The sequence below is a fragment of the Erwinia tasmaniensis Et1/99 genome (assembly GCF_000026185.1).
In the GTDB taxonomy this organism is placed as follows: domain Bacteria; phylum Pseudomonadota; class Gammaproteobacteria; order Enterobacterales; family Enterobacteriaceae; genus Erwinia; species Erwinia tasmaniensis.
The window spans coordinates 264,635-285,973 of the sequence record NC_010694.1 but is presented as its reverse complement, the minus strand read 5'-3'; the positions used below and the strand labels follow the sequence as shown (position 1 = coordinate 285,973).

20 protein-coding genes are annotated in these 21,339 nt (G+C 54.9%); 6 read left to right on the top strand and 14 right to left on the bottom strand.

Features of this window, described 5'->3' with window-relative positions; all coding sequences use genetic code 11:
* Positions 1 to 57 precede the first annotated feature (57 nt).
* From tatC to udp, 8 genes are all read right to left on the bottom strand, one after another.
* The gene (tatC, locus tag ETA_RS02280; RefSeq protein ID WP_012440006.1) at positions 58 to 813 is read right to left on the bottom strand and encodes a Sec-independent protein translocase subunit TatC; all 756 of its coding nucleotides are present in this window, start codon (positions 811 to 813) and stop codon (positions 58 to 60) included.
* Between the two features lie 2 nt (positions 814 to 815).
* The gene (gene tatB, locus ETA_RS02275) at positions 816 to 1,367 is read right to left on the bottom strand and encodes a Sec-independent protein translocase protein TatB (protein ID WP_012440005.1); all 552 of its coding nucleotides are present in this window, start codon (positions 1,365 to 1,367) and stop codon (positions 816 to 818) included.
* A 3-nt stretch (positions 1,368 to 1,370) separates the two neighbouring features.
* On the bottom strand, positions 1,371 to 1,622 hold the full coding sequence (tatA, locus tag ETA_RS02270) for a twin-arginine translocase TatA/TatE family subunit (RefSeq protein ID WP_012440004.1): 252 nt from the start codon (positions 1,620 to 1,622) through the stop codon (positions 1,371 to 1,373).
* 119 nt (positions 1,623 to 1,741) lie between these two features.
* Positions 1,742 to 3,379 (bottom strand): ubiquinone biosynthesis regulatory protein kinase UbiB, encoded by a 1,638-nt coding sequence (gene ubiB, locus ETA_RS02265; protein WP_012440003.1) that lies wholly within the window; start codon positions 3,377 to 3,379, stop codon positions 1,742 to 1,744.
* A complete protein-coding gene (ubiJ, locus tag ETA_RS02260; RefSeq protein WP_012440002.1) occupies positions 3,376 to 3,981 on the bottom strand; it encodes a ubiquinone biosynthesis protein UbiJ in 606 nt (201 codons plus the stop codon). The genes ubiB and ubiJ overlap by 4 nt, the downstream gene beginning before the upstream one ends.
* A 12-nt stretch (positions 3,982 to 3,993) precedes the next feature.
* On the bottom strand, positions 3,994 to 4,749 hold the full coding sequence (gene ubiE, locus ETA_RS02255; RefSeq protein WP_012440001.1) for a bifunctional demethylmenaquinone methyltransferase/2-methoxy-6-polyprenyl-1,4-benzoquinol methylase UbiE: 756 nt from the start codon (positions 4,747 to 4,749) through the stop codon (positions 3,994 to 3,996).
* A 76-nt stretch (positions 4,750 to 4,825) separates the two neighbouring features.
* Positions 4,826 to 6,361, bottom strand: a complete 1,536-nt coding sequence (gene rmuC, locus ETA_RS02250) for a DNA recombination protein RmuC (RefSeq protein WP_012440000.1) — start codon at positions 6,359 to 6,361, stop codon at positions 4,826 to 4,828.
* Between the two features lie 173 nt (positions 6,362 to 6,534).
* Complete coding sequence (udp, locus tag ETA_RS02245) at positions 6,535 to 7,299, bottom strand: uridine phosphorylase (RefSeq protein ID WP_012439999.1); 765 nt, start codon at positions 7,297 to 7,299, stop codon at positions 6,535 to 6,537.
* 288 nt (positions 7,300 to 7,587) lie between these two features.
* Here udp and ETA_RS02240 point away from each other — a divergent pair, with 288 nt between their 5' ends.
* Positions 7,588 to 8,424 carry a dienelactone hydrolase family protein gene (locus ETA_RS02240; RefSeq protein ID WP_042958543.1) on the top strand — a complete coding sequence of 279 codons (837 nt, stop codon included), beginning with the start codon at positions 7,588 to 7,590 and terminating at the stop codon, positions 8,422 to 8,424.
* 60 nt (positions 8,425 to 8,484) lie between these two features.
* Here ETA_RS02240 and metE read toward each other — a convergent pair whose 3' ends face one another.
* Entirely contained in the window at positions 8,485 to 10,758 is a 2,274-nt protein-coding gene (gene metE / locus ETA_RS02235; protein ID WP_012439997.1) for a 5-methyltetrahydropteroyltriglutamate--homocysteine S-methyltransferase, read from the bottom strand.
* A gap of 151 nt (positions 10,759 to 10,909) precedes the next feature.
* Here metE and metR point away from each other — a divergent pair, with 151 nt between their 5' ends.
* From metR to glpT, 3 genes are all read left to right on the top strand, one after another.
* Positions 10,910 to 11,848 (top strand): HTH-type transcriptional regulator MetR, encoded by a 939-nt coding sequence (gene metR / locus ETA_RS02230; protein WP_012439996.1) that lies wholly within the window; start codon positions 10,910 to 10,912, stop codon positions 11,846 to 11,848.
* Between the two features lie 104 nt (positions 11,849 to 11,952).
* Positions 11,953 to 12,423, top strand: a complete 471-nt coding sequence (locus tag ETA_RS02225; RefSeq protein ID WP_012439995.1) for a YehS family protein — start codon at positions 11,953 to 11,955, stop codon at positions 12,421 to 12,423.
* Positions 12,424 to 12,800: 377 nt separating this feature from the next.
* Complete coding sequence (gene glpT, locus ETA_RS02220; protein ID WP_012439993.1) at positions 12,801 to 14,147, top strand: glycerol-3-phosphate transporter; 1,347 nt, start codon at positions 12,801 to 12,803, stop codon at positions 14,145 to 14,147.
* A 101-nt stretch (positions 14,148 to 14,248) separates the two neighbouring features.
* Here glpT and yigL read toward each other — a convergent pair whose 3' ends face one another.
* Positions 14,249 to 15,049, bottom strand: coding sequence for a sugar/pyridoxal phosphate phosphatase YigL (yigL, locus tag ETA_RS02215; protein ID WP_012439992.1), 801 nt, complete (start codon positions 15,047 to 15,049; stop codon positions 14,249 to 14,251).
* A gap of 60 nt (positions 15,050 to 15,109) precedes the next feature.
* Positions 15,110 to 16,102, bottom strand: coding sequence for a lysophospholipase L2 (pldB, locus tag ETA_RS02210; RefSeq protein WP_012439991.1), 993 nt, complete (start codon positions 16,100 to 16,102; stop codon positions 15,110 to 15,112).
* A gap of 111 nt (positions 16,103 to 16,213) precedes the next feature.
* Here pldB and rhtB point away from each other — a divergent pair, with 111 nt between their 5' ends.
* The gene (gene rhtB, locus ETA_RS02205) at positions 16,214 to 16,837 is read left to right on the top strand and encodes a homoserine/homoserine lactone efflux protein (RefSeq protein ID WP_012439990.1); all 624 of its coding nucleotides are present in this window, start codon (positions 16,214 to 16,216) and stop codon (positions 16,835 to 16,837) included.
* A gap of 58 nt (positions 16,838 to 16,895) precedes the next feature.
* Here rhtB and recQ read toward each other — a convergent pair whose 3' ends face one another.
* The gene (gene recQ, locus ETA_RS02200) at positions 16,896 to 18,728 is read right to left on the bottom strand and encodes an ATP-dependent DNA helicase RecQ (protein WP_012439989.1); all 1,833 of its coding nucleotides are present in this window, start codon (positions 18,726 to 18,728) and stop codon (positions 16,896 to 16,898) included.
* A gap of 63 nt (positions 18,729 to 18,791) precedes the next feature.
* On the bottom strand, positions 18,792 to 19,670 hold the full coding sequence (gene pldA / locus ETA_RS02195) for a phospholipase A (protein ID WP_012439988.1): 879 nt from the start codon (positions 19,668 to 19,670) through the stop codon (positions 18,792 to 18,794).
* Between the two features lie 172 nt (positions 19,671 to 19,842).
* Here pldA and ETA_RS02190 point away from each other — a divergent pair, with 172 nt between their 5' ends.
* Positions 19,843 to 20,313, top strand: coding sequence for a thioesterase family protein (locus ETA_RS02190; protein WP_012439987.1), 471 nt, complete (start codon positions 19,843 to 19,845; stop codon positions 20,311 to 20,313).
* Positions 20,314 to 20,332: 19 nt separating this feature from the next.
* Here ETA_RS02190 and corA read toward each other — a convergent pair whose 3' ends face one another.
* Complete coding sequence (gene corA / locus ETA_RS02185; protein ID WP_012439986.1) at positions 20,333 to 21,292, bottom strand: magnesium/cobalt transporter CorA; 960 nt, start codon at positions 21,290 to 21,292, stop codon at positions 20,333 to 20,335.
* Positions 21,293 to 21,339: the final 47 nt, after the last annotated feature.

Genomic DNA, 21,339 nt, shown 5'->3' with positions numbered 1-21,339 from the left:
GCCCTGACGGGCGGTTAGTAGATTCAAGATGTACTGCCAGCGGCCGTTCGCCCTGCCTTAATCCAATCCTTCGTCCTGTTCCTCATCACGGCGATTTTTGCCTACGTAGAAACGCGAGACAAATACGCCAACTTCAAACAGGCAGTACATCGGAATAGCCAACAGCGTCTGGGAGAATATATCCGGTGGCGTCAGCAGCATGCCGACGACAAACGCCCCAACCAACACGTAGGGACGCTTCACCTTGAGATCTTCCGGTGTAGTCACACCGGTCCAGCACAGCAGTACGATAGCAATCGGTACTTCAAACGACACGCCAAACGCCATAAATAACGTCATCACGAAATCGAGATAGTTATTAATGTCGGTGGCAATCTGTACGCCCTGCGGCGCGGTTTTCGCAAAAAAGCCAAACGCCAACGGGAAGACAACAAAGTAGGCGAAAGCCATCCCCAGATAGAATAGGAATGAACTGGAAAACAGCAGCGGCATGACCAGCTTGCGCTCGTGCCGATAGAGAGCCGGGGCCACAAAGGCCCAAACCTGATAAAGGATCACCGGCACGGCAAGGAATAGCGAAACGATGATGGTGAGTTTAATCGGCGTAAAGAACGGTGATGCCACATCGGTGGCAATCATGCTGGCCCCGGCAGGCATCTGCTTAATCAGCGGAGCAGAGACCAGTTGGTAGATGTCGTTCGAAAAATACGCCAGGCACAGAAAAATGGCCAGAACGGCAATAATGCAGTTCAACAGGCGCTTGCGTAGCTCAATCAGATGACTGATAAGCGGTTGGGTATCTTCAACGGCCATGTTTAACGCTCATCGCTCGGTGGAGTAGAGGTCACGGGTGCACGCGGAGCAACGGATGCTGGCGGCTCTTGTTTACTATCAGCCTGTGATTCAGCCTGTGATCCCGATGAAGCCTTCTGGGTCACCGTAACAGGTGCCTGCGCCGGAGCATCAGCCTGATGCTCCGCCTGCGCGGGAGTGACGCCATCATGGGCTTCCTGTGGGCGTTTCTGCAGCGGATTGTGAATGGTATGAGCTTCGTCATCTGCTTTTTCGTTTTCACCCAGATACGAGCGCTTCATCGAATTAGCAGTTTGCTTCAGTTCTTCAACCGAGGCCTTGAGCTCAGGAGACAGGTTGTCTTTGCTGGCCTGCTCAATTTTCTTCAGGCCATCCTGCAGTTCCTGAAGCTTCAACTCTTGGGCAAGCTCGTTTTGTACGCTGGTTGCCAGCGAACGCAGCGCTCGGATCCAGCCCATCACCGTCCTGACCGCGACCGGTAACCGCTGCGGGCCGAGAACGACCAGACCAATAACGAAAACCAGTACCAGTTCACTAAAGCCTATGTCGAACACGGTTTATACCTTGTCGTTCTTGACGTCTTCTTTCTTCACTTCAGCATGCTGTTTATCGGCCAGTTTGGCGTTAAAATCAGCATCGTCGGCATTTGCTTTCTCTTTTTCCTTATCGTCTTCATCGCTCATGGCTTTTTTGAAGCCCTTGATAGAAGAACCGAGGTCGGAACCCAGCGAACGCAGTTTTTTAGTACCAAACAGCAGTACCACCAGTACGGCTATAATCAATAAATGCGGAAGTGTAATGCCACCCATTATTACCTCTGATATCAATAATTGATGCGAGTTTTCAGTATATAACAGCTTATGTCTTACTGACGATGCGCAAAGTCTTCTACGCGCGCAATAAGCTGCCTATTTACCTTTCATGACAGTCAGCTTGTCTTGCGCCAGCCCACCAGCCAGGCAACAACGCCTGCGGCTATCAGCCCGGCAGCGAGCCCATCCCATTCCGGACGCGACAGCACGACCGCGGTGCCGCTCAGCAGCAGAGTGGCACCGACACCAAACAGATAATGCGACTGATGTTGCCTGACACGCTCACCTCTTAAGTCGGTAGTCAGTCGGTCAACGCTATGCTGCAAATGCTTATGCTGACGCAGGCTATCATAGAACAGCTCCGGTAACTCCGGCAGTTTCTCCGCCCAATACGGCGCTTTCTCTTTTAGCGCACGCACGATAGCTGGAATGCCTATCTGGTCTTTGATCCAGTTTTCAAGGAACGGCTTAGCGGTTTTCCACAAATCCAGCTGCGGATAGAGCTGGCGACCCACCCCTTCCACATACAGCAGCGTCTTCTGCAGCAGGACAAGCTGCGGTTGGACTTCCATATTGAAACGACGCGCGGTATTAAACAGGTTCAGCAGCACGTGGCCGAAGGATATTTCTGCCAGAGGCTTTTCAAAAATCGGCTCACATACGGTGCGGATAGCAAACTCGAAATCTTCCACATTAGTATCTGCCGGAACCCAGCCGGAATCGACGTGCAGCTCCGCAACCTTGCGGTAGTCACGATTAAAGAAGGCGATAAAATTTTCTGCCAGATAGCGTTTATCCTCCTTGTTTAAAGAACCGACAATACCGCAGTCAATGCCGATGTACTGCGGATCTTCAGGATGTTCGTAGCTGACAAAGATATTGCCTGGGTGCATGTCCGCATGGAAGAAGCTGTCGCGGAAGACCTGGGTAAAGAACACCTGAACGCCACGTTCGGCCAGCAGCTTCATGTTAACACCGTGCTGTTCCAGCGTGGCCACGTCGGAGATCGGAATACCGTAAATACGCTCCATCACCAGCATGTTCTCGCTACAGTAGTCCGAGTAAATTTCCGGAACATACAGCATCTGGCCATCGGCAAAGTTACGCCGTAGCTGAATAGCATTGGCGGCTTCACGCAACAGATTTAGCTCATCAAGCAGCGTCTTTTCATAGTCAGCAACCACTTCCTGCGGTCGCAGACGACGACCATCAGGCAGCAAGCGCGGAACCCAGCGCGCCAGTCGGTAAATCAGCTTCATGTCCGCTTTGATCACCGGCAGGATATCGGGCCGAATCACTTTTATTACTACTTCACGGCCGTTCTCTTTCAACGTTGCCGTATGCACCTGTGCGATTGAGGCTGAGGCTAAAGGAACAATATCGAAGTCGTCAAACTGGCTTTCGACCGGTGCGCCCAACGAATGCTCAATCAGCTTTTTCGCCTGTGCGCCGTCGAAAGGAGCCACCTTGTCCTGCAACATTGCCAGCTGATCGGCAATATGAGGGGGGAACAGGTCACGGCGGGTGGACATCATCTGGCCAAACTTGATCCATACCGGCCCCAGCTGCTCCAACGCCAGGCGTAAACGCGCGCCCAGAGGCTCGTCTTTATGGCAGTTTGGCATCCAGAACAGGCACTTACGCCAGAGCCGCAGTGGCAAAGCAAGACGCGTTTTAGGGATCAGCTCGTCAAGGCCGTAACTGAGAAAAACGCGGATAATCAGATAAAGACGTCGCAGTTCACCGAAGATCATTTTTCCTCCTGATGATGAATACGGGCATCAAGAGAATTCAGCGAATGCGTTAGCGCATCAACTTCTTCTGCAAACCACGCAAGTTCAAGCGGCCCAGGGGCCAGACGCCACTCTTCGGTGAGCGTCTGCGCCAGGTCACCCTGTTTACGTTGCACGTTGTTACGCACAGTACTCAAACCACGGCGGACGAATTGCGTGACCCCCTGGGCGGCAATATCGCCGATCCAGGGTGAGAGGTATTCAGCCGGGTCCATTTCAGCCAAATCCAACAGAGCTGAAAATTGCTGCACGACCTGGAGGTCACCCTCTACCTCAAGTTCGCCGCTGCGGATAAGCGCGGTCAGCTGCTGTCGATCGCGCAATTTTGACAACGTGGCGACACGGGTCTTCACCGTACAGTCCGGGATATCATCCCAGTGGCCAATCACATCAACCTGCTGTTCACTGAAGATAAAGGTTATCGGCTGCTTCAGCTCGGCCAGGACAATCGCCAGGCTGCGACCGTTAAGACGCTGACGGGCCGACTTCAGCCCACGGTCGCGATATAAAATCTGGTTTAGCGCGGTTTCCAGACTCGCAGTTAACAGCGGCATTAATGTCATGCGTATCCCTGTTTAAAACTTAAATCCGCGGTGCAAGGCAACAATGCCGCCCGTCAGGTTGTGGTACGTGGTGTTTTCAAAGCCAACATCCGCCATCATTTGCTTCAGAGTTTCCTGATCGGGATGCATACGGATGGATTCGGCCAGGTAGCGATAGCTGCCGGCGTCTTTAGCCACAACTTCACCAATGCGCGGCAGGATATGGAATGAGTAGGCATCGTAAGCTTTGCTTAATGGCTCAAACTGCGGTTTAGAAAACTCCAGCACCAGCAGACGCCCACCCGGTTTAAGCACCCGGAACATTGACGCCAGCGCGTTCTCTTTCTCGGTAACGTTACGCAGGCCAAAAGCGATGGTGATGCAGTCGAAATAGTTGTCTGGGAATGGCAGAGCTTCGGCATTCGCCTGCACGTAATTGACGTTGCCAATAATCCCTTTGTTACGCAGCTTTTCACGGCCCACTTTTAACATTGAGCTATTGATGTCCGCCAGTACCACCTCACCGGTTTCTCCCACCAGACGTGAGAACTTCGCCGTGAGGTCGCCAGTACCGCCCGCCAGGTCAAGAACTCGTTGCCCGCGACGCACGCCGCTGCAGTCGATGGTGAAACGCTTCCAGACGCGGTGAATACCGAATGACATCAGGTCGTTCATCAGGTCATATTTGGCCGCAACTGAATGGAAAACATCAGCAACCATGTCGGCTTTTTCATCTTTCGCAACGGTACGATAGCCGAAGTGGGTGGTATCCTTTGATTCATCTGCCATTTGTTTTGCCTGCTCTACAATCAAATATATTGGTCAAGTGTATCAGAGTCAGACAATGCAAACACTGACCCTGCGCTTATTCATTGACGCCGTGAGGCATTCTCTGGTGAGAAAAATCGCCGTTCTCAGACCCATGTTCGCACAGGTCGTCATGCCCCTCTTCAGCCTCCTCCGGCAGCGCCTGTTCCACCAGGCGCGGATTAATCGGCCGTTTTATCTCAACGCCCATTTGGCGAAAACCTTCGGTCTGGGCAATGAGATTACCCCGTCCTTCCGACAGTTTTTTCATTGCCTGGCGATAGCTGTCCTGTGCCTTATCAAGGCTTTGCCCGATACCGCTCATATCATCGACAAAAAGACGCATTTTGTCGTACAGGCGGGTAGCGCGCTCGGCAATGCGCTGTGCATGGCGGCTCTGATGCTCATAACGCCACAGATTGCTGATGGTGCGCAGCGCCACCAGCAGCGTGGTCGGACTGACCAGCATGATATTTTGGTTCAGCGCTTCGTTAATCAGCTCCGGCTGCCGGTCGATAGCCAGCAGGAAGGCCGGCTCCACCGGAATAAACATCAACACATAATCCAGCGAGCGTAAACCCGGTAATTGTTGATAATCTTTTCGGCTTAGTTGCCGCAGGTGTCCACGAATAGCGGCGATGTGCTCGCTGACCGCCGCCTCACGCCGTGCTTCATCCTCGCCGTTGAAGTAGCGCTCATAGGCGACCAACGTCATCTTCGCATCGATAACCACATCCTTGCCCTGCGGTAAACGGACGATGACGTCGGGCTGCATGCGCCCAGCCTGCTCCAGCTGAATGTTGACCTGGGTTTCGTATTCGTGCCCTTCGCGCAGGCCGGATGCTTCCAGAACCCGACTGAGAACCACTTCCCCCCAGTTGCCCTGGGTTTTGTTATCCCCTTTCAGCGCCTTTGTCAGGTTAACCGCTTCCTGAGCCATCTGGGCATTCAGCTGTTGCAGGTTGCGAATTTCGTGGGCAAGCGTATGGCGTTCGCGCGCTTCCTGGCCGAACCCTTCCTGCACCTGTCGGCGAAAGCCCTCAAGCTGTTCACGCAGGGGGGTGATTAAACCATGCAAACTCTGACGATTTTGTTCATCAACCCGGCGTCCGCTATTTTCAAAAATGCGGTTCGCCAGATTTTCAAACTGGGCATTAAGGCGCTGTTCGCTGTTGACCAGAAGCCGCTGTTTCTCTTCAGCGGCGATACGGGTCTCTTCCAGCCGAATGGTGACTTCGCGCAGCTCCGCTTCCTGGGCGCTGTTAATCTCCAGCTGCGCGCGCAGTTCTCGCGCCAGCCGTTCGGTTTCACTGCGCCAGTGCTCAAGGTGGTGAAGTTTCTCCTCGGCGGCCGCCAGAGAACCATACAGCTGGCGCTGCTCCTGTTCACTCTGCGTTTGCCGCAGCAGATGGCCGTCCAGCTGCTGCTGCAAGCGCTGGCGTTCATCCTGCATCTGGTCAGCCGACTGGAGCAGCAGTAGCCGTTCAGTTTCGCCCTTCGCCAGCTGCTGCTGGCCGCGCAGCGAGGCAAACAGCCAGCCTGCCAGGATTCCGATCAGAGCAAAGCCTGCTCCGTACATAATTGTGACGTCCACCCTCTTTCTCCTGCTAAGCCCTGACTGGGGAAAAATAGAGGCACACTGTATAAATGTCCAGACAAAATGCAGCAGAGCGCGCGCCGTCAAAGTCAAAAAGCGAGGCGGCTCCAGGATATATTGCAAGGAAGCGATATTTGCAGGCCACAAACCGGCGTGGCCCGCATCAGGGATTACTTAAGCAGAAGACGCGCCGCTTCAACCACGATTTTCACCGCGTCACTCTCGGTTCTTTTCATGGTTTCCGCATCCGGGATTTCTTGCTGGGTTCGGTTGACAATCACCCCGGCGACCATTCCGGCGCGCAGTCCCTGACTGGCGCACATGGTGAGCAACGTTGCCGATTCCATTTCATAGTTCAGCACGCCCATCTGCTGCCACTCTTTCATTGAATGTTGGAAGCGGCTCACCACTCGACCAGAGAAGGTGTCATAACGCTCCTGGCCAGGATAGAAGGTGTCGGAGGACGCCGTAATGCCGATATGCGTTTTTGCCCCCTGTGCCTTTGCCGCATCCACTAACGCGGTGGTACAGGTAAAGTCCGCCACCGCCGGAAACTCCAGCGGTGCAAAGTGCAGGCTGGCCCCATCCAGTCTGACTGAACCCGTGGTAACGAGCACATCGCCCACGTTGATGTCAGGTTGGATAGCGCCGGTCGTGCCAACGCGCAGAAAAGTGCGTACGCCAAGCTGTGCCAGCTCTTCCACCGCGATGGAGGTAGAAGGCCCGCCGATCCCGGTTGAACACACAATAACCGCCTTGCCGCCAAGCTCGGCGCGCCAGGTGGTAAATTCGCGGTGCGAAGCCAGATGAACAGGGTTATCCATCAGGGCCGCTATTTTTTTCACCCGCTCCGGGTCGCCGGGCACAATGGCCAGCGTAGCGCCCTGAAGATCGGCATGGGTAAGGCCAAGATGGAAGACGTCAGACTGTGCCATTAAAAACTCCTGATACGAAACATAGGGGGGTATAGAAAATGCCAATGTAGGTAAATCGCGGCAAAATTTATGTGATAGACATCATTTATCAAAATGAAAACCACATCGTAAATACATAAAAATGCGATAAATGTCACATTTAACCATCACCCATGGTCATTTTCCCACGTTTGGTACTGTGGTTCGGCTTTATCTGATGATAAGGAGTTACCCTGATTCGATCGCTAATCCCATCACATTCCCGACTATAGTTAGCTGACAGCACGTAGCGCCTGCACGGAGATGACCATGAAACCCGAAGATAACATGACGCAAGAATCGAGCAACAACGGCTTTGCACCAGCGGCCTTGCCTGCCGCTGCCACCATGATAACGACCCAAAGCGCCGACATTCTCAGTGGTGAGACATCCATCCCAACTCAGGGCGAGAATATGCCCGCGTTCCACGCTAAACCACGCCATGCGCAAGGCCCCTTGCCGGTGGTATTGGTGGTGCAGGAGATTTTTGGCGTTCACGAACATATCCGCGATATCTGCCGCCGACTGGCGCTGGAAGGCTATCTGGCGGTGGCCCCTGAACTTTATTTTCGTCAGGGTGACCCGGCTGATTACCGCGATATTCCCACATTGCTTGAAGAACTGGTCAGCAAGGTGCCTGACAGTCAGGTGCTGGCCGATCTTGACCATGTGGCGAACTGGGCATCACGTCACGGCGGTGATATGCGACGTTTAGCCATGACCGGTTTTTGCTGGGGTGGACGTATTGCCTGGCTTTATGCCGCGCACAATCCGCAGCTGAAGGTGGCCGTCGCCTGGTATGGCAAGCTGGTGGGAGAAAAGACAATGAAGCAGCAGAAGCACCCGGTGGATATTGCGGTGGATCTGAATGCGCCTGTTTTAGGACTTTATGGCGGTAAGGATGACAGTATTCCTCTCGACAGCATTGAAACCATGCGTCATGCGCTGCGTGCCGCCAATGCCAACGCCGAAATTGTTGTTTATCCCGATGCCGGGCACGCTTTTAACGCGGACTACAGACCAGGCTATGATGCCGAAGCCGCCCAAGACGGCTGGCAACGCATGCTGGCCTGGTTCAGACAGTATGGCGTAACGCCTGAAGCATAAAAAAGGGGGCGCTCAGCGCCCCAAGTTAATCGTTACAACAAAGCACAACAACACAGATAATTACGCTTTTTGTGCCTGACGCAGGTTTTGCGCCGCTTTCACCATGTTTGCCAGCGCCTGGCGAGTTTCCGTCCAGCCGCGCGTTTTCAGGCCACAGTCCGGGTTCACCCACAGACGTTCTGTCGGGATACGCTGCGCCGCTTTAAGCAGCAGGGCTTCCACCCACTCTACGCTCGGTACGTTCGGCGAGTGAATATCGTAAACGCCGGGACCGATTTCGTTCGGGTATTCGAATTCTTCAAACGACTCCAGCAGTTCCATATCAGAACGAGAGGTTTCGATGGTAATAACATCCGCATCCAGCGCGGCAATCGAATCCATGATGTCGTTGAACTCGCAGTAACACATGTGGGTGTGGATCTGGGTGTCGTCCTGCGCGACTGCGGCATTCAGGCGGAAGGCGTCGACCGCCCACTCCAGATAAGCCCCCCAGTCGGACTGATGCAGCGGCAACCCCTCACGCAGGGCAGGTTCATCAATCTGAATGATGCCGATGCCCGCTTTTTCCAGGTCTTCAACTTCATCACGCAGCGCCAGCGCAATCTGTTTGGCAATGGTTTCACGCGAAACATCTTCACGCGGGAACGACCAGCACAAGATAGTGACCGGGCCTGTCAACATGCCTTTAACCGGCTTGTCGGTCAGTGACTGGGCATATTTTGCCCAGTTAACGGTAATCGCCTCCGGGCGGCTGACGTCACCGATGATAACGGGGGGTTTCACGCAGCGTGAACCGTAGCTCTGCACCCAGCCATTCTGCGTAAAGATGAAGCCGTCAAGGTGTTCACCGAAGTATTCCACCATGTCGTTACGCTCAGCTTCCCCGTGCACCAGCACGTCCAGCCCTAAGCGCTCCTGCTCGACGATAGCCTGTTTGATGTGCTCGGCGATGCCGGTACGATAGTGGGTGCCGTCCAGACGCCCCTGTTTGAAGTCGAGGCGCAGCCCACGAATTTCAGTGGTTTGCGGGAATGAGCCGATGGTTGTGGTGGGCCACGCCGGCAGCTGGAAGCGCTGACGCTGGGCTTTCGCACGTACCGGATAGCGGTTCTTACGCAGACTGTCCTGCGGTGAAATCGCTGCCAGACGCTGACCCACGGCGGCATTGTGCACGCGGGTAGAGTGCTTACGGGAACGGATGGGCGCACTCCATGCCTCCAGTGAAGCCGGGTCATTGTTGTTCAGCGCGCTGCTCAACAGTGCCAGCTCCGAGCACTTCTGCAGGGCGAAGGCAAACCAGCTTTTCACTTCCTCATCCAGGCGAGTTTCTACGCTCAGGTCGATCGGGCTGTGTAGCAGCGAGCAGGAAGAACCAATCCACAGCCGTTTACGCCGTGCAACCAGCGGCTGCAGGCGCTCAAACCAGCTGCTGAGATCCGCGCGCCAGACGTTACGACCGTTGATCACACCAACGGACAGCAGCCAGTCTGCCGGCACTTTGCTGTTCAGCAGAGTGATCGCGTCTTTACCATGCACCAGGTCAACGTGCAGCCCCTGCACCGGCAGCGCGCTGATGGTATCAAGGTTCTGGCCGATACTGTCGAAATAGGTGGTTAACAGCAGTTTCGTCTGCCCCTGAAGCGCGTCGTATGCGGGTTTAAACGCCGCCAGCCATTCGGCAGGCAGTTCCAGTGCCAGCGCCGGTTCATCAATCTGCACCCATTCGATATCACGCTTAGCCAGTTCAGCCAGCACCTGCCGGTACACCGGCAGAATATCTTGCAACAGGTTAAGGCGGTCAAACGGGTCGCCCTTCACTTTACCCAGCCACAGGTAGGTTACCGGGCCGAGCAGTACAGGTTTCACCTTATGGCCCAGCGCCAGCGCTTCGTCGACTTCATCCAGTAACTGAGTCCAGGTCAGTTTGAACTGCTGGCCCTGCACGAACTCTGGCACCATATAGTGATAGTTGGTGTTAAACCATTTGGTCATTTCTGCCGCGGCGGCGGGCTCTCCGCTCGGTGCGCGGCCACGTCCTAAACGGAAAAGGGTATCAAGGTCAACTGAGCCATCTTTATTCTGGTGACGGGCCGGAACGTTACCCAGCATCAGGCTGGTGGTCAGCACGTGGTCGTACCAGGCAAAATCACCTACCGGCAGCAGATTTACGCCAGCGTCTTTCTGCTGCTGCCAGTGACGGGCACGCAGTTCGCGTCCCACCGTCAGCAGTTCTTCCTGAGTACTGTTGCCAGCCCAGTAGCTTTCCTGCGCTTTCTTCAGTTCACGCTGCAGGCCGACACGGGGAAATCCGAGAGTATGGTTCAGAATAGTCATCAGTTGTGCCTCTCTTAAATAATCGTTAGCTGAACAGGTCCCGATCCTCTTTGATATTCATTTGGACGTCCAGATGTTTACACCGCTATAATCCGCAGGTACTGTATTCACCACAAGCGCAAAATATTCACCGTCGATGTGAAGGACTCTCATGATCGAACTTAAACACCTGCGAACGCTCCAGGCGCTGCAAAATACCGGCTCGCTGGCCGCCGCTGCCGCCCAGCTTCATCAAACGCAGTCAGCATTGTCACACCAGTTTAGTGACCTGGAGCAACGGCTCGGCTTCCGGCTCTTTGTACGCAAAAGCCAGCCGCTGCGCTTCACGCCGCAGGGGGAGATCCTGCTCCAGCTGGCTGAACAGGTATTACCGCAAATACAGCAGGCTCTACAGGACTGCCACGAACCTCATCAAACCACGCTGCGTATCGCCATTGAATGCCACAGCTGTATTCAGTGGCTGACTCCAGCGCTCAATGAGTTCCGCCAAGGCTGGCCACAGGTGATGATGGATTTTAAATCCGGCGTCACGTTTGACCCGCAGCCCGCCCTGCAACAGGGCGAGCTGGACGTCGTGCTGACATCCGATATCCTGCCGCGTAGCGGGCTGTTTTATTCGCCGATGTTTGATTTTGAAGTGCGTCTGGTACTGGCTCCCGACCATCCTCTGGCACAAAAGGCGACGATCTCCCCAGAGGATTTAGCCAGCGAAGTGCTGATGATCTACCCGGTGCAGCGCCAGCGCCTGGATATCTGGCGTCATTTCCTACAGCCTGCGGGCGTCAGTCCGGCGCTGAAAAACGTGGATAATACCCTGCTGTTGATTCAGATGGTTTCAGCCGGAATGGGCATCGCCGCCCTGCCGCACTGGGTGGTGGAAAGTTTTGAACACCAGGGCTTAGTCGTCACTAAAGCGCTGGGTACGGGGTTGTGGAGCAGGCTGTACGCCGCAGTGCGTGACGGTGAACAGCGTCAGCCGGTCATTGAGGCGTTTACCCGCTCCGCGCGCCAGCACGCCTGCGATCATTTACCGCGGGTACGCGATGCGTCACGTCCCGGTACGCCGCTCCCTTCTGCCGACGGCGCCTGAGTTGACCAACAGCTATATCGCCGACGGTTGTTTACCGGGATGCAGGCCGGGGGATGAAGGGGTATACTGCGCCCACTGCAACAGTTTCACTGAAGAGAGTTTTTATGACCAATAATGACGTCCTGCGCAGCGTGCGATATATGCTGAATTTAAGCGATGCTAAAGTTGTGAGCATTCTGGCGCTGGCAGAGAGCGAAGTCACCGAAGCCGAAGTGCACAGCTTCCTGAAAAAAGAGGATGAGCCCGGTTATCGCCCCTGCCCCGATGTCATCATGGGTTACTTTCTTAACGGCCTGATCTTTGAACGCCGTGGCAGAAGCGAAGATGCGCCAGCGCCCTCGATTGAGCGCAAAATGACGAATAACGTCATGATGAAAAAACTGCGCGTGGCGTTCGATCTGAAAACCACGGATATCCTCGAGCTGTTAAAAAGTGCTGATTTTGCGGTAGGCCAGTCGGAAATTGGGGCGATCTTCCGCAAGCCTGGACATAAAAACTACCGTGAATGCGGCGATCAGATCCTGCGTAATTTCCTTAAAGGCCTGACAATGAAGATTCGTCCGGCTAAAAAATAGACGTAATGACTTGTCTCTGATTAACGCCATCGTGTGGCGTTAATCCATTTCGCTTTTCCGCCACAACGACCTGCCTGCACGCGTTCCTTTTAGAACACAACCACTCATCAAACGAAACCTCCCGGTTCCTTCGCGCCATAATCGTGATGAAAATCACAAAACAGCATTCAAGTACGATGATATGCAGCCTTTTAATCACACATGTCGTGCCATATGGTCATAAAAATGTAACATTTGCGCCCTTCTTCACAGTCAAATGCTCTGATACCCCCTATTCTGTGCGCGAAATAGAACATTATGGCCCTATCCGGCAGCATTTTGTTCCTCTCCGCCACATTTCACCAGGAATGTCAGTCTCTGAGCCCAGGGAGGCTTAAATGTTAAGTATTTTCAAACCCGCCGCGCATCAACCCCGCGTTGATGGCACCCGCGTCGACCCGCTCTACCGCAAGCTGCGCTGGCAGATCTTTCTGGGCATCTTCTTCGGTTATGCCGCCTATTATCTGGTGCGTAAAAACTTCGCGCTGGCGATGCCTTACCTGGTTGAACAGGGCTTTTCGCGCGGTGACCTCGGCTTTGCGCTTTCCGGTATTTCGATCGCCTACGGATTCTCTAAATTTATTATGGGCTCGGTTTCTGACCGCTCCAATCCACGCGTATTTTTACCTGCCGGACTGATCCTTGCCGCGGTGGTCATGCTGTTTATGGGCTTCGTCCCCTGGGCAACATCGAGCATTATGGTGATGTTCGTGCTGCTGTTTCTGTGCGGCTGGTTTCAGGGCATGGGTTGGCCCCCCTGCGGACGCACGATGGTGCACTGGTGGTCACAGAAGGAGCGCGGCCGCATCGTGTCGGTGTGGAACTGCGCGCATAACGTCGGCGGCGGTATCCCTCCGTTGCTGTTCCTGCTGGGCATGGCCTGGTTCAACGACTGGAAGGCGGCGCTATATATGCCCGCCTTTGGCGCTATCGTGGTGGCCATTTTCGCCTTTGCGCTGATGCGTGATACCCCGCAATCCTGCGGCCTGCCGCCGATTGAGGAGTACAAAAATGACTATCCGCCTGATTACGATGAAAAACATGAAGAAGAGCTGACCGCTAAGCAGATTTTTAAGCAGTACATTCTGCCCAACAAGCTGCTGTGGTATATCGCGCTGGCCAATGTGTTTATCTATCTGTTGCGTTACGGCATCCTCGACTGGTCGCCGACCTACCTGAAAGAGGTGAAACACTTCACCCTTGATAAATCCTCATGGGCTTACTTTTTCTATGAATACGCCGGTATCCCCGGCACCCTGCTGTGCGGCTGGATGTCGGACAGGGTATTCAAGGGCAATCGCGGCGCGACCGGGGTGTTCTTTATGGTGCTGGTGACCATTGCCACCGTGGTGTACTGGATGAATCCGGCCGGAAATCCGGGCGTGGACATGGCCTGTATGATGATCATCGGCTTCCTGATTTACGGACCGGTGATGCTGATTGGTCTGCATGCGCTGGAACTGGCGCCTAAGAAGGCGGCGGGAACGGCGGCAGGGTTTACCGGGCTGTTTGGCTATCTGGGGGGATCGGTTGCCGCCAGCGCTATCGTCGGCTACACCGTCGACTACTTCGGCTGGAACGGCGGCTTTATCATCATGGTCGGCGGCTGCGTGCTGGCGGTTATTTTGCTCATTCTCACCATGCTCAGTGAAAAGAAACACAAGGAGCAGCTCCGCGCGGCTTAACGCCACAACGGGCAGGGAGTGAAATACTCTCTGCCCGTTAAATACGGCTGGTGTGGCGGCAGAAGACGTTACGCGTCGGTACAGCGCGCGTGCCGATTTTCCTATACGTCAAACAGCCTGCGCAGCGTGTGCGGTACGGCCTGATCGCCATTTGAGCCGATCACTTCCAGCTCTGGTAATAAGTCCTTCAGGCGCTGATGAGCATTGCTCATGATGTAACCTTTCCCGGCCATACCCAGCATCTCTTTGTCGTTCATGCCGTCACCGAAAGTCACGCACTCCTTCAGCGAGGAGCCAAGCGATTTTGCCACCGCGTCCAGAGCGTGACCTTTCGATACGCCGCCGGCCATCACTTCCAGGCAGGTTGGCAGCGAGAAGCTAACGTTTACCCGATCCCCCCAGCGTGCTACCAACGCCTGCTCCAGCGGGATAAGCAGTTCGGGAATAGCACAGGTGAAAAAGACTTTGCTGATGCCATCGGCTGCCAGCTGCCCCGGCTGGTAGATCTGGTAACCAAAGTCAGATTCCTGGAAGAAATCCATTTCATCGGGGCGATGGCGGTTGAGGAACCACTCTTCATCACGGTAGACGTTGGTGTAAATATCCGTATGAGTGTGCTGCATGGTGAACAGTTCGCGCGCGATATCTTCTTCAAGGTTGTGGCTGAATACCAGCTCACCCGCGGTGTTGTGCACGCGCGCGCCGTTGGAGGTGATCATCCAGGCGTCAATGCCGAGGCTGTCACGCATCTGCGACACGTCAATATAGTGGCGGCCGGTGGCGAAGATGAAATGCACACCTTTACGGGCCAGAAGCTGTAGCGTTTCACGGGCAAAGGGGGAAAGCGTATGGTTTGGCAGCAGCAGCGTGCCGTCCAGGTCTGAAGCAACAATACGGTACATAACACCTCTGGTTAATTTTTCCTGGTGGGAAGCGCCCACCGGTAATGTCATTCTGTCGACTCAAGTATGCCGGGCAAAAAAGGTGAGGACGGCTTCGAGCGCCGCTGTGCGCATCCGGTCTCTCTCAAACAGGATCTCGTGACGGGCACCCTCGATAACCAGCGGCTTATCGCCCTCACAGGGCTGACCTGCGGCCACCATCGCCTGGCAAAACAGATCCTGTGCACGGTTGTCGACCACCTTATCGTCGGCGGCCTGTAGCAGCAGCAGCGGGGTGGAAATCTGCGCTGCCTGATGCAAAACGCTTTGCCCGGCGCGCACGGCTTCTCTCACCCAATGATACGTTGGGCCGCCGACGCGTATGCCGGGATCGTCAGCGTAAAAACGCACGTTGCGGCGATAGCGTTCGCGGCTATGGGTTAAATCGTTTATCGCAAAGGGGCGCGCGCGCCATTTGCCGGTGCCCAACGCATAATCATCGCGCACCAACGGGCGTTTTTCCGCCCAGTTGAGAATGCGCCGCGCCATCCATAACGGCATCGGCAGAAAAATGCCAAACATCGGCGCAGCCAGCGCCACCGCGTCAAAGGCCGCCGGCTGTCTTAGCAACATCAGGGCGAGGATCGCTCCCCCCATCGAATGCGCCAGCGCGTAGCGATGCCGATAGTGACGCGTTACGATTTGTTGCAAATACAGCGTTTCCAAATCGTCAACGTAGTCTTCGAACGCCGCAACGTGCCCACGATGTGAATCCTTCAGCAGCCTGCCCGATCGCCCCTGCCCGCGATGATCGATAATGAAAACGTCATATCCGCTATGGAACAGATCGTAGGCCAGCTCCGGGTATTTGACATAACTTTCAATGCGCCCCGGACACAATAAAATAACCTTGTCATGTTGCGGTGAGATGAAGCGGACGTAGCGGATTGGAACGTTTTCCACCCCGACAAACTCGTCCTCTTCGCGCTGCCTCCAGAAATCCAGCAGCGGGCCGGTGGCAAACGCCGCAAAGGCTTTTTCACGCGTTAACCAGCTTTTTTGGCGCAGTTTCATCAGACGTTTTCCACTCGGGGCACTTCATTTAACATGAACAGAGTTACCCGTAGCAAGGCGTTCAGCAATAACGTATTGTGTCACAATTGAACGTTTTCCGGGAGTGTTACCATGACTACCGAATGGTGGCTGACTTATCTGTTAACAACTATCGTCTTAAGCCTGTCACCGGGTTCTGGTGCCATTAATACCATGAGTACCGGCATCAGCCACGGTTATCGCGGTGCGGTAGCCTCAATTTCCGGTCTGCAGGTGGGATTGTCGCTCCATATTGCGCTGGTCGGTTTTGGGCTGGGCGCGCTGTTTTCCCAATCACTGCTGGCTTTTGAGATCCTGAAGTGGGGCGGTGCGGGTTACCTCGTGTGGCTGGGCATTCAGCAGTGGCGCTCTGCCGGTGCGATAAACTTAAATGCGCTTGCCGCAGCAATGCCGCGCCGTAAGCTGTTTAAGCGTGCGGTCATGGTGAACCTGACCAATCCCAAAAGTATTATCTTTCTGGCGGCGCTTTTCCCGCAGTTTATCATGCCGGATCAGCCGCAGGCCATGCAGTATCTGGTGCTGGGGACGACAACCGTAGTGGTCGATATTCTCGTTATGATAGGTTACGCCACGTTGGCGAGCCGTATTTCAACGTGGATTAAAGGCCCACGTCAGATGAGGTTACTGAACCGCATCTTCGGCAGCCTGTTTATTGCAGTGGGCGCTTTACTGGCCTCAGCGAGGCGAATTGCCTGAATAAAAAAAGCAGGCCCCGCGCCCGGAGCCTGCTTTGATATGACGTGCGGCGCAAAGTTTACTCGTCGTCACCGCCATCAACATGTTCTTTAATCATCAACAGGAACGGTTTGCCAAAGCGTTCCAGCTTTTTGTGCCCCACGCCGTTAACACTCAACATCTCTGACGCCGTGATCGGCATCTGCTCCGCCATTTCAATCAGCGTTGCGTCGTTAAACACCACGTACGGCGGTAGATTATCGTCATCAGCAATCGCCTTGCGCAGTTTACGCAACTTCGCAAACAGCTTGCGGTCATAATTGCCGCCGAAAGATTTCTGGCCGCCGCCGCGTGGTTTTACGCTGACCAGACGTGGCACGGCCAGCTGCAGGGAAACCTCACCGCGCAGCACCGGACGAGCCGCTTCAGTCAATTGCAGGGCAGAGTGCATAGCGATATTCTGCGTCACCAAACCGAGGTGGATCAGCTGGCGCAGCACGCTGGTCCAGTGTTCATGGCTTTGATCGCGGCCAATGCCATATACCGGCAGCTTATCGTGCTGCATATCGCGAATACGCTGGTTATTGGCACCGCGTAGGATCTCAACGATATATCCCATGCCAAAGCGCTGGCCAACGCGATAGATGCAGGAAAGCGCTTTTTGTGCTTCGACCAGCCCATCGTACCGCCGGGGCGGGTCGAGGCAGATATCACAGTTATCGCACGCCTGCTGACGCCCTTCGCCGAAATAGTTCAACAGCACCAGGCGGCGGCAGGTCTGCGCCTCGGCAAAGGCGCCCATCGCGTTCAGCTTATGGCGTTCAATGTCCAGCAGCGGCCCCTGAACCTTCTCTTCCAGACAGCGGCGCAGCCAGGCCATATCCGCCGGATCGTACAGCAGCAGCGCCTCCGCGGGCAGGCCATCACGCCCGGCGCGCCCGGTTTCCTGATAGTAGGACTCAATGTTACGCGGGATATCAAAGTGAACCACAAAGCGCACGTTGGGCTTATTGATGCCCATTCCGAACGCTACCGTTGCCACCACGATTTGCAGGTCATCGCGCTGAAATGCTTCCTGCACCCGGGCGCGGTGTACGTTATCCATTCCGGCATGGTAAGCCCCAACGCTCAAACCACGGCTTTGCAGCCGGGCGGCAGTATCTTCGACTTTCGCCCGGCTATTACAGTAAATAATGCCGCATTTGCCGCGCTGATCCTGAACGTAGCGCAGCAGCTGTTCGGTTGGCTTAAATTTTTCCACCAGCGTATAGCGAATATTAGGCCGATCGAAGCTGCTGACCTGGATCAGCGGGTCGTCGAGCTGAAGCAGGCGAGCAATATCGTTACGGGTGGTGTCATCGGCCGTGGCCGTCAATGCCATGACCGGCACATCGGGCAGCCGCTGACGCAGCTGGCCCAGAGCACCATATTCCGGGCGGAAGTCGTGCCCCCACTGCGAGATACAGTGCGCTTCATCCACGGCAAGCATCGCCGGGTTACAGTGCGTCAGCTGCTCAAGGAAGTTGTCCATCATCAGGCGTTCAGGGGCGATGTAGAGCAACCGCACTTTTCCGCTGCGACAGCCTGCCATCACATTCTGCTGCTCTTCACGATTTTGCGTCGAGTTGAGGCAGGCTGCGGCGACCCCATTGGCCAACAGCTGATCGACCTGATCTTTCATTAGCGAGATCAGCGGGGACACCACCAGCGTCAGCCCCTGACGCACCAGCGCCGGAATTTGATAGCAGAGCGATTTACCCCCACCGGTTGGCATCACCACCAGGCAGTCACGCCCGTTCAGCGATTCCTGGATGATGGTTTGTTGTCCCGGGCGAAACTGCTGATAGCCGAAGGTATCACGCAATACCTGGTCCGCCAGCGCTTCGTTATTGATGACTGCTGCCGTAGACACATTGTCCCCATATCTGCAATGACATAAATTTCAACCGGGCAGTACCACCCGGTTGCTGTAACGTTAGAACAGGTCGTTAAGCGTTACGCCGACACCCACGCGCGTTTGGCGATGGTTATAGTCGATCAGGGATTCCCCGTACCCGCTGAACACCTGGGTGTAAAAACGCACATGTTCCGTCAGAGGGTAACTCCAGCCCAGCTCGGCACCGCCGTAGCCACTATTCCAGTTGTAGTTGCTCTTCAGGCTAAAGATGCTGTCACCCAACTGGTAGCCGACCGTCAGGCGATAATACCCCATGTATTTGGTGATATCCGGGTTATCGTCATTATTTTCACTTTCTGGAAGACGGTACCAGGGTTTGACTTCCACCAGCCAGTTACCGTTTTCTGCCATCAGGCGCGCATAGACCCGGTTCCAGCTGCGGGAGGTAGGTTCAGAACGGCCGTTAGACTGATGATTAAAGCCGGTTTCAACATCGCGCAATGTCCATCCGGCAAAGCTGTAGTCGGTAGCCCAGCCGAGAAAGATTTGCGGCTCATAATCGGTTTCACGGAAGGGTGAAGATTCGCTGCGGTTGGAGAGCTGCCACCAGGATTTCTGCGTATAGGAAGCGGCCAGAACCGAGTTGTCGCCAACAATACCGCGCCACAGCGGGAAAGCCAGGCTGAGCTGGAACTTCACCTCATCATGCTTAGCTTTATCGCTCCAGCTGTAACTCTGGATCGCTTCTTTATTCAGGTTGCTGGTGTCGGTATACAGCAGATAATTACTTTCGTAAGGATACATCACGAAGGGGTTATCATGCTTTTCCAGCAGATTGGCGATAATACTGCCAGGCACCGCAGGCTGGTCATGCACCTCTTTAATCGTGGCTTCCTGTGCCACTACTAACGTCGGAAACAGCAGAGCCGTTGCCAGCAATCCTTTCAGCAGAGCCATAATATTCTCCAGGGAGAGACGGATAAGGTGGGTTAAAGCACGTCATTCTACACAGAAAATTCTTAGTGCAAGAGTGCAGATTTCCGAATCTAGAAACTGCTGAATATTAAGCATAAAATACCCTCCTTATTCACTGCGTCAGGTCGACTGCGTCAGAAGGAACTTCGTTATCATGTCCGTGCTCACTTTAGACCCGGCGGCCGCGCGCCGTCTGATTGGCCAGATTTTTGTTTATGACATGCCGTTTAACCGTGCTCTCGGTCTGGAACTGGACAATCTTGAATCCGACTCCGCGCAGCTGAGTCTGACTAATCAGCCTCCGCTGGTCGGCAATGCCGCCCAGGCCATTTTGCACGGTGGCGTCATCGCCTCAGTGCTGGATGTGGCCGCCGGGCTGGTGTGTGTCAGTGGCGCGCTGACCCGCCAGCAAAGCATTCACGAAGACGAACTGCGCCAGCGCCTCTCGCGTATGGGCACCATCGACCTGCGGGTGGATTATCTGCGGCCAGGACGCGGAGATCGCTTTATTGCCAGCAGCAGCCTGCTGCGCGGGGGTAACAAGATCTCCGTTGCCAGGGTAGAGCTGCATAACGACGCTGGCGTACATATTGCCAGCGCCAGCGCCACTTATCTGGTCGGTTAACCAGGGAACGGCAGTCAGCCTACAGCCAGTTTTTGCGCTTGAAGTAAGCATAAGGTGCCAGCCCGGCGAGGATCATCAGGACAATCGCCCCCGGATAACCCAGGCTCCACTTCAGCTCCGGCATAAATTCAAAGTTCATGCCGTAGCTTGATGCCACCAGCGTAGGCGGCAGGAACACCACCGAAACGACCGAGAAGATCTTGATGATGCGGCTTTGCTCAATATTGATAAAGCCCATCGCCGCCTGCATCAGGAAGTTGACCTTCTGAAACAGCGACTCATTGTGCGGCAGCAGGGATTCGATATCACGCAGAACCTCACGCGCCTGCTCCAGCTGATTGGCCGGCAGTCGCGCTTTGCGTACCAGGAAATTCAGCGCTCGCTGGGTATCCATCAGGCACAGACGCACCTTCCAGCCAACATCCTCCTGCCCGGCCAGCGTCGACAGGGCGTCATCAAATTCATCGCCCTGCTTCCCTTCCATAATCACCCGGCTGAGTTTTTCCAGGTCGCTGTAGACGGTTTCGATCTCATCCGCCAGCTGCTCTATTTTGGTTTCAAACAGATCCAGCAGCAGCTCATAGGCATTGCCGTCGATCAGGGTTTGACTACGCGCACGCATGCGGTAGAGGCGAAACGCCGGCAGCTCACGCTCGCGCAGGGTGTACAGGCGCCCTTCGCGGATGGTGAAAGCCACCGTGGAGTTACCGGCATGATCTTCTGCATCTTCATAAAAGAAGAAGGAGTGGATATGCAGACCGTCTTCATCTTCAAAGAAACGCGCTGAGGCTTCGATATCTTCCAGCTCAGGGCTGGTCGCCAGGACCTGGCCCAGTTCATCCTGAACGCGTGCGCGCTCGGCTTCTTCAGGTTCAATCAGGTCCACCCAAACGGAATCGCTCAGGTCATCTCTGCCGCCCGCATCATCCAGTTCAAGACGAGTCAGACGGTTTTTATCCAGTTTAAATGCACTCAGCATAGCTATCTTCCCAATTCGCGGTGATGATTGGGACAAAGCGCTTGAAC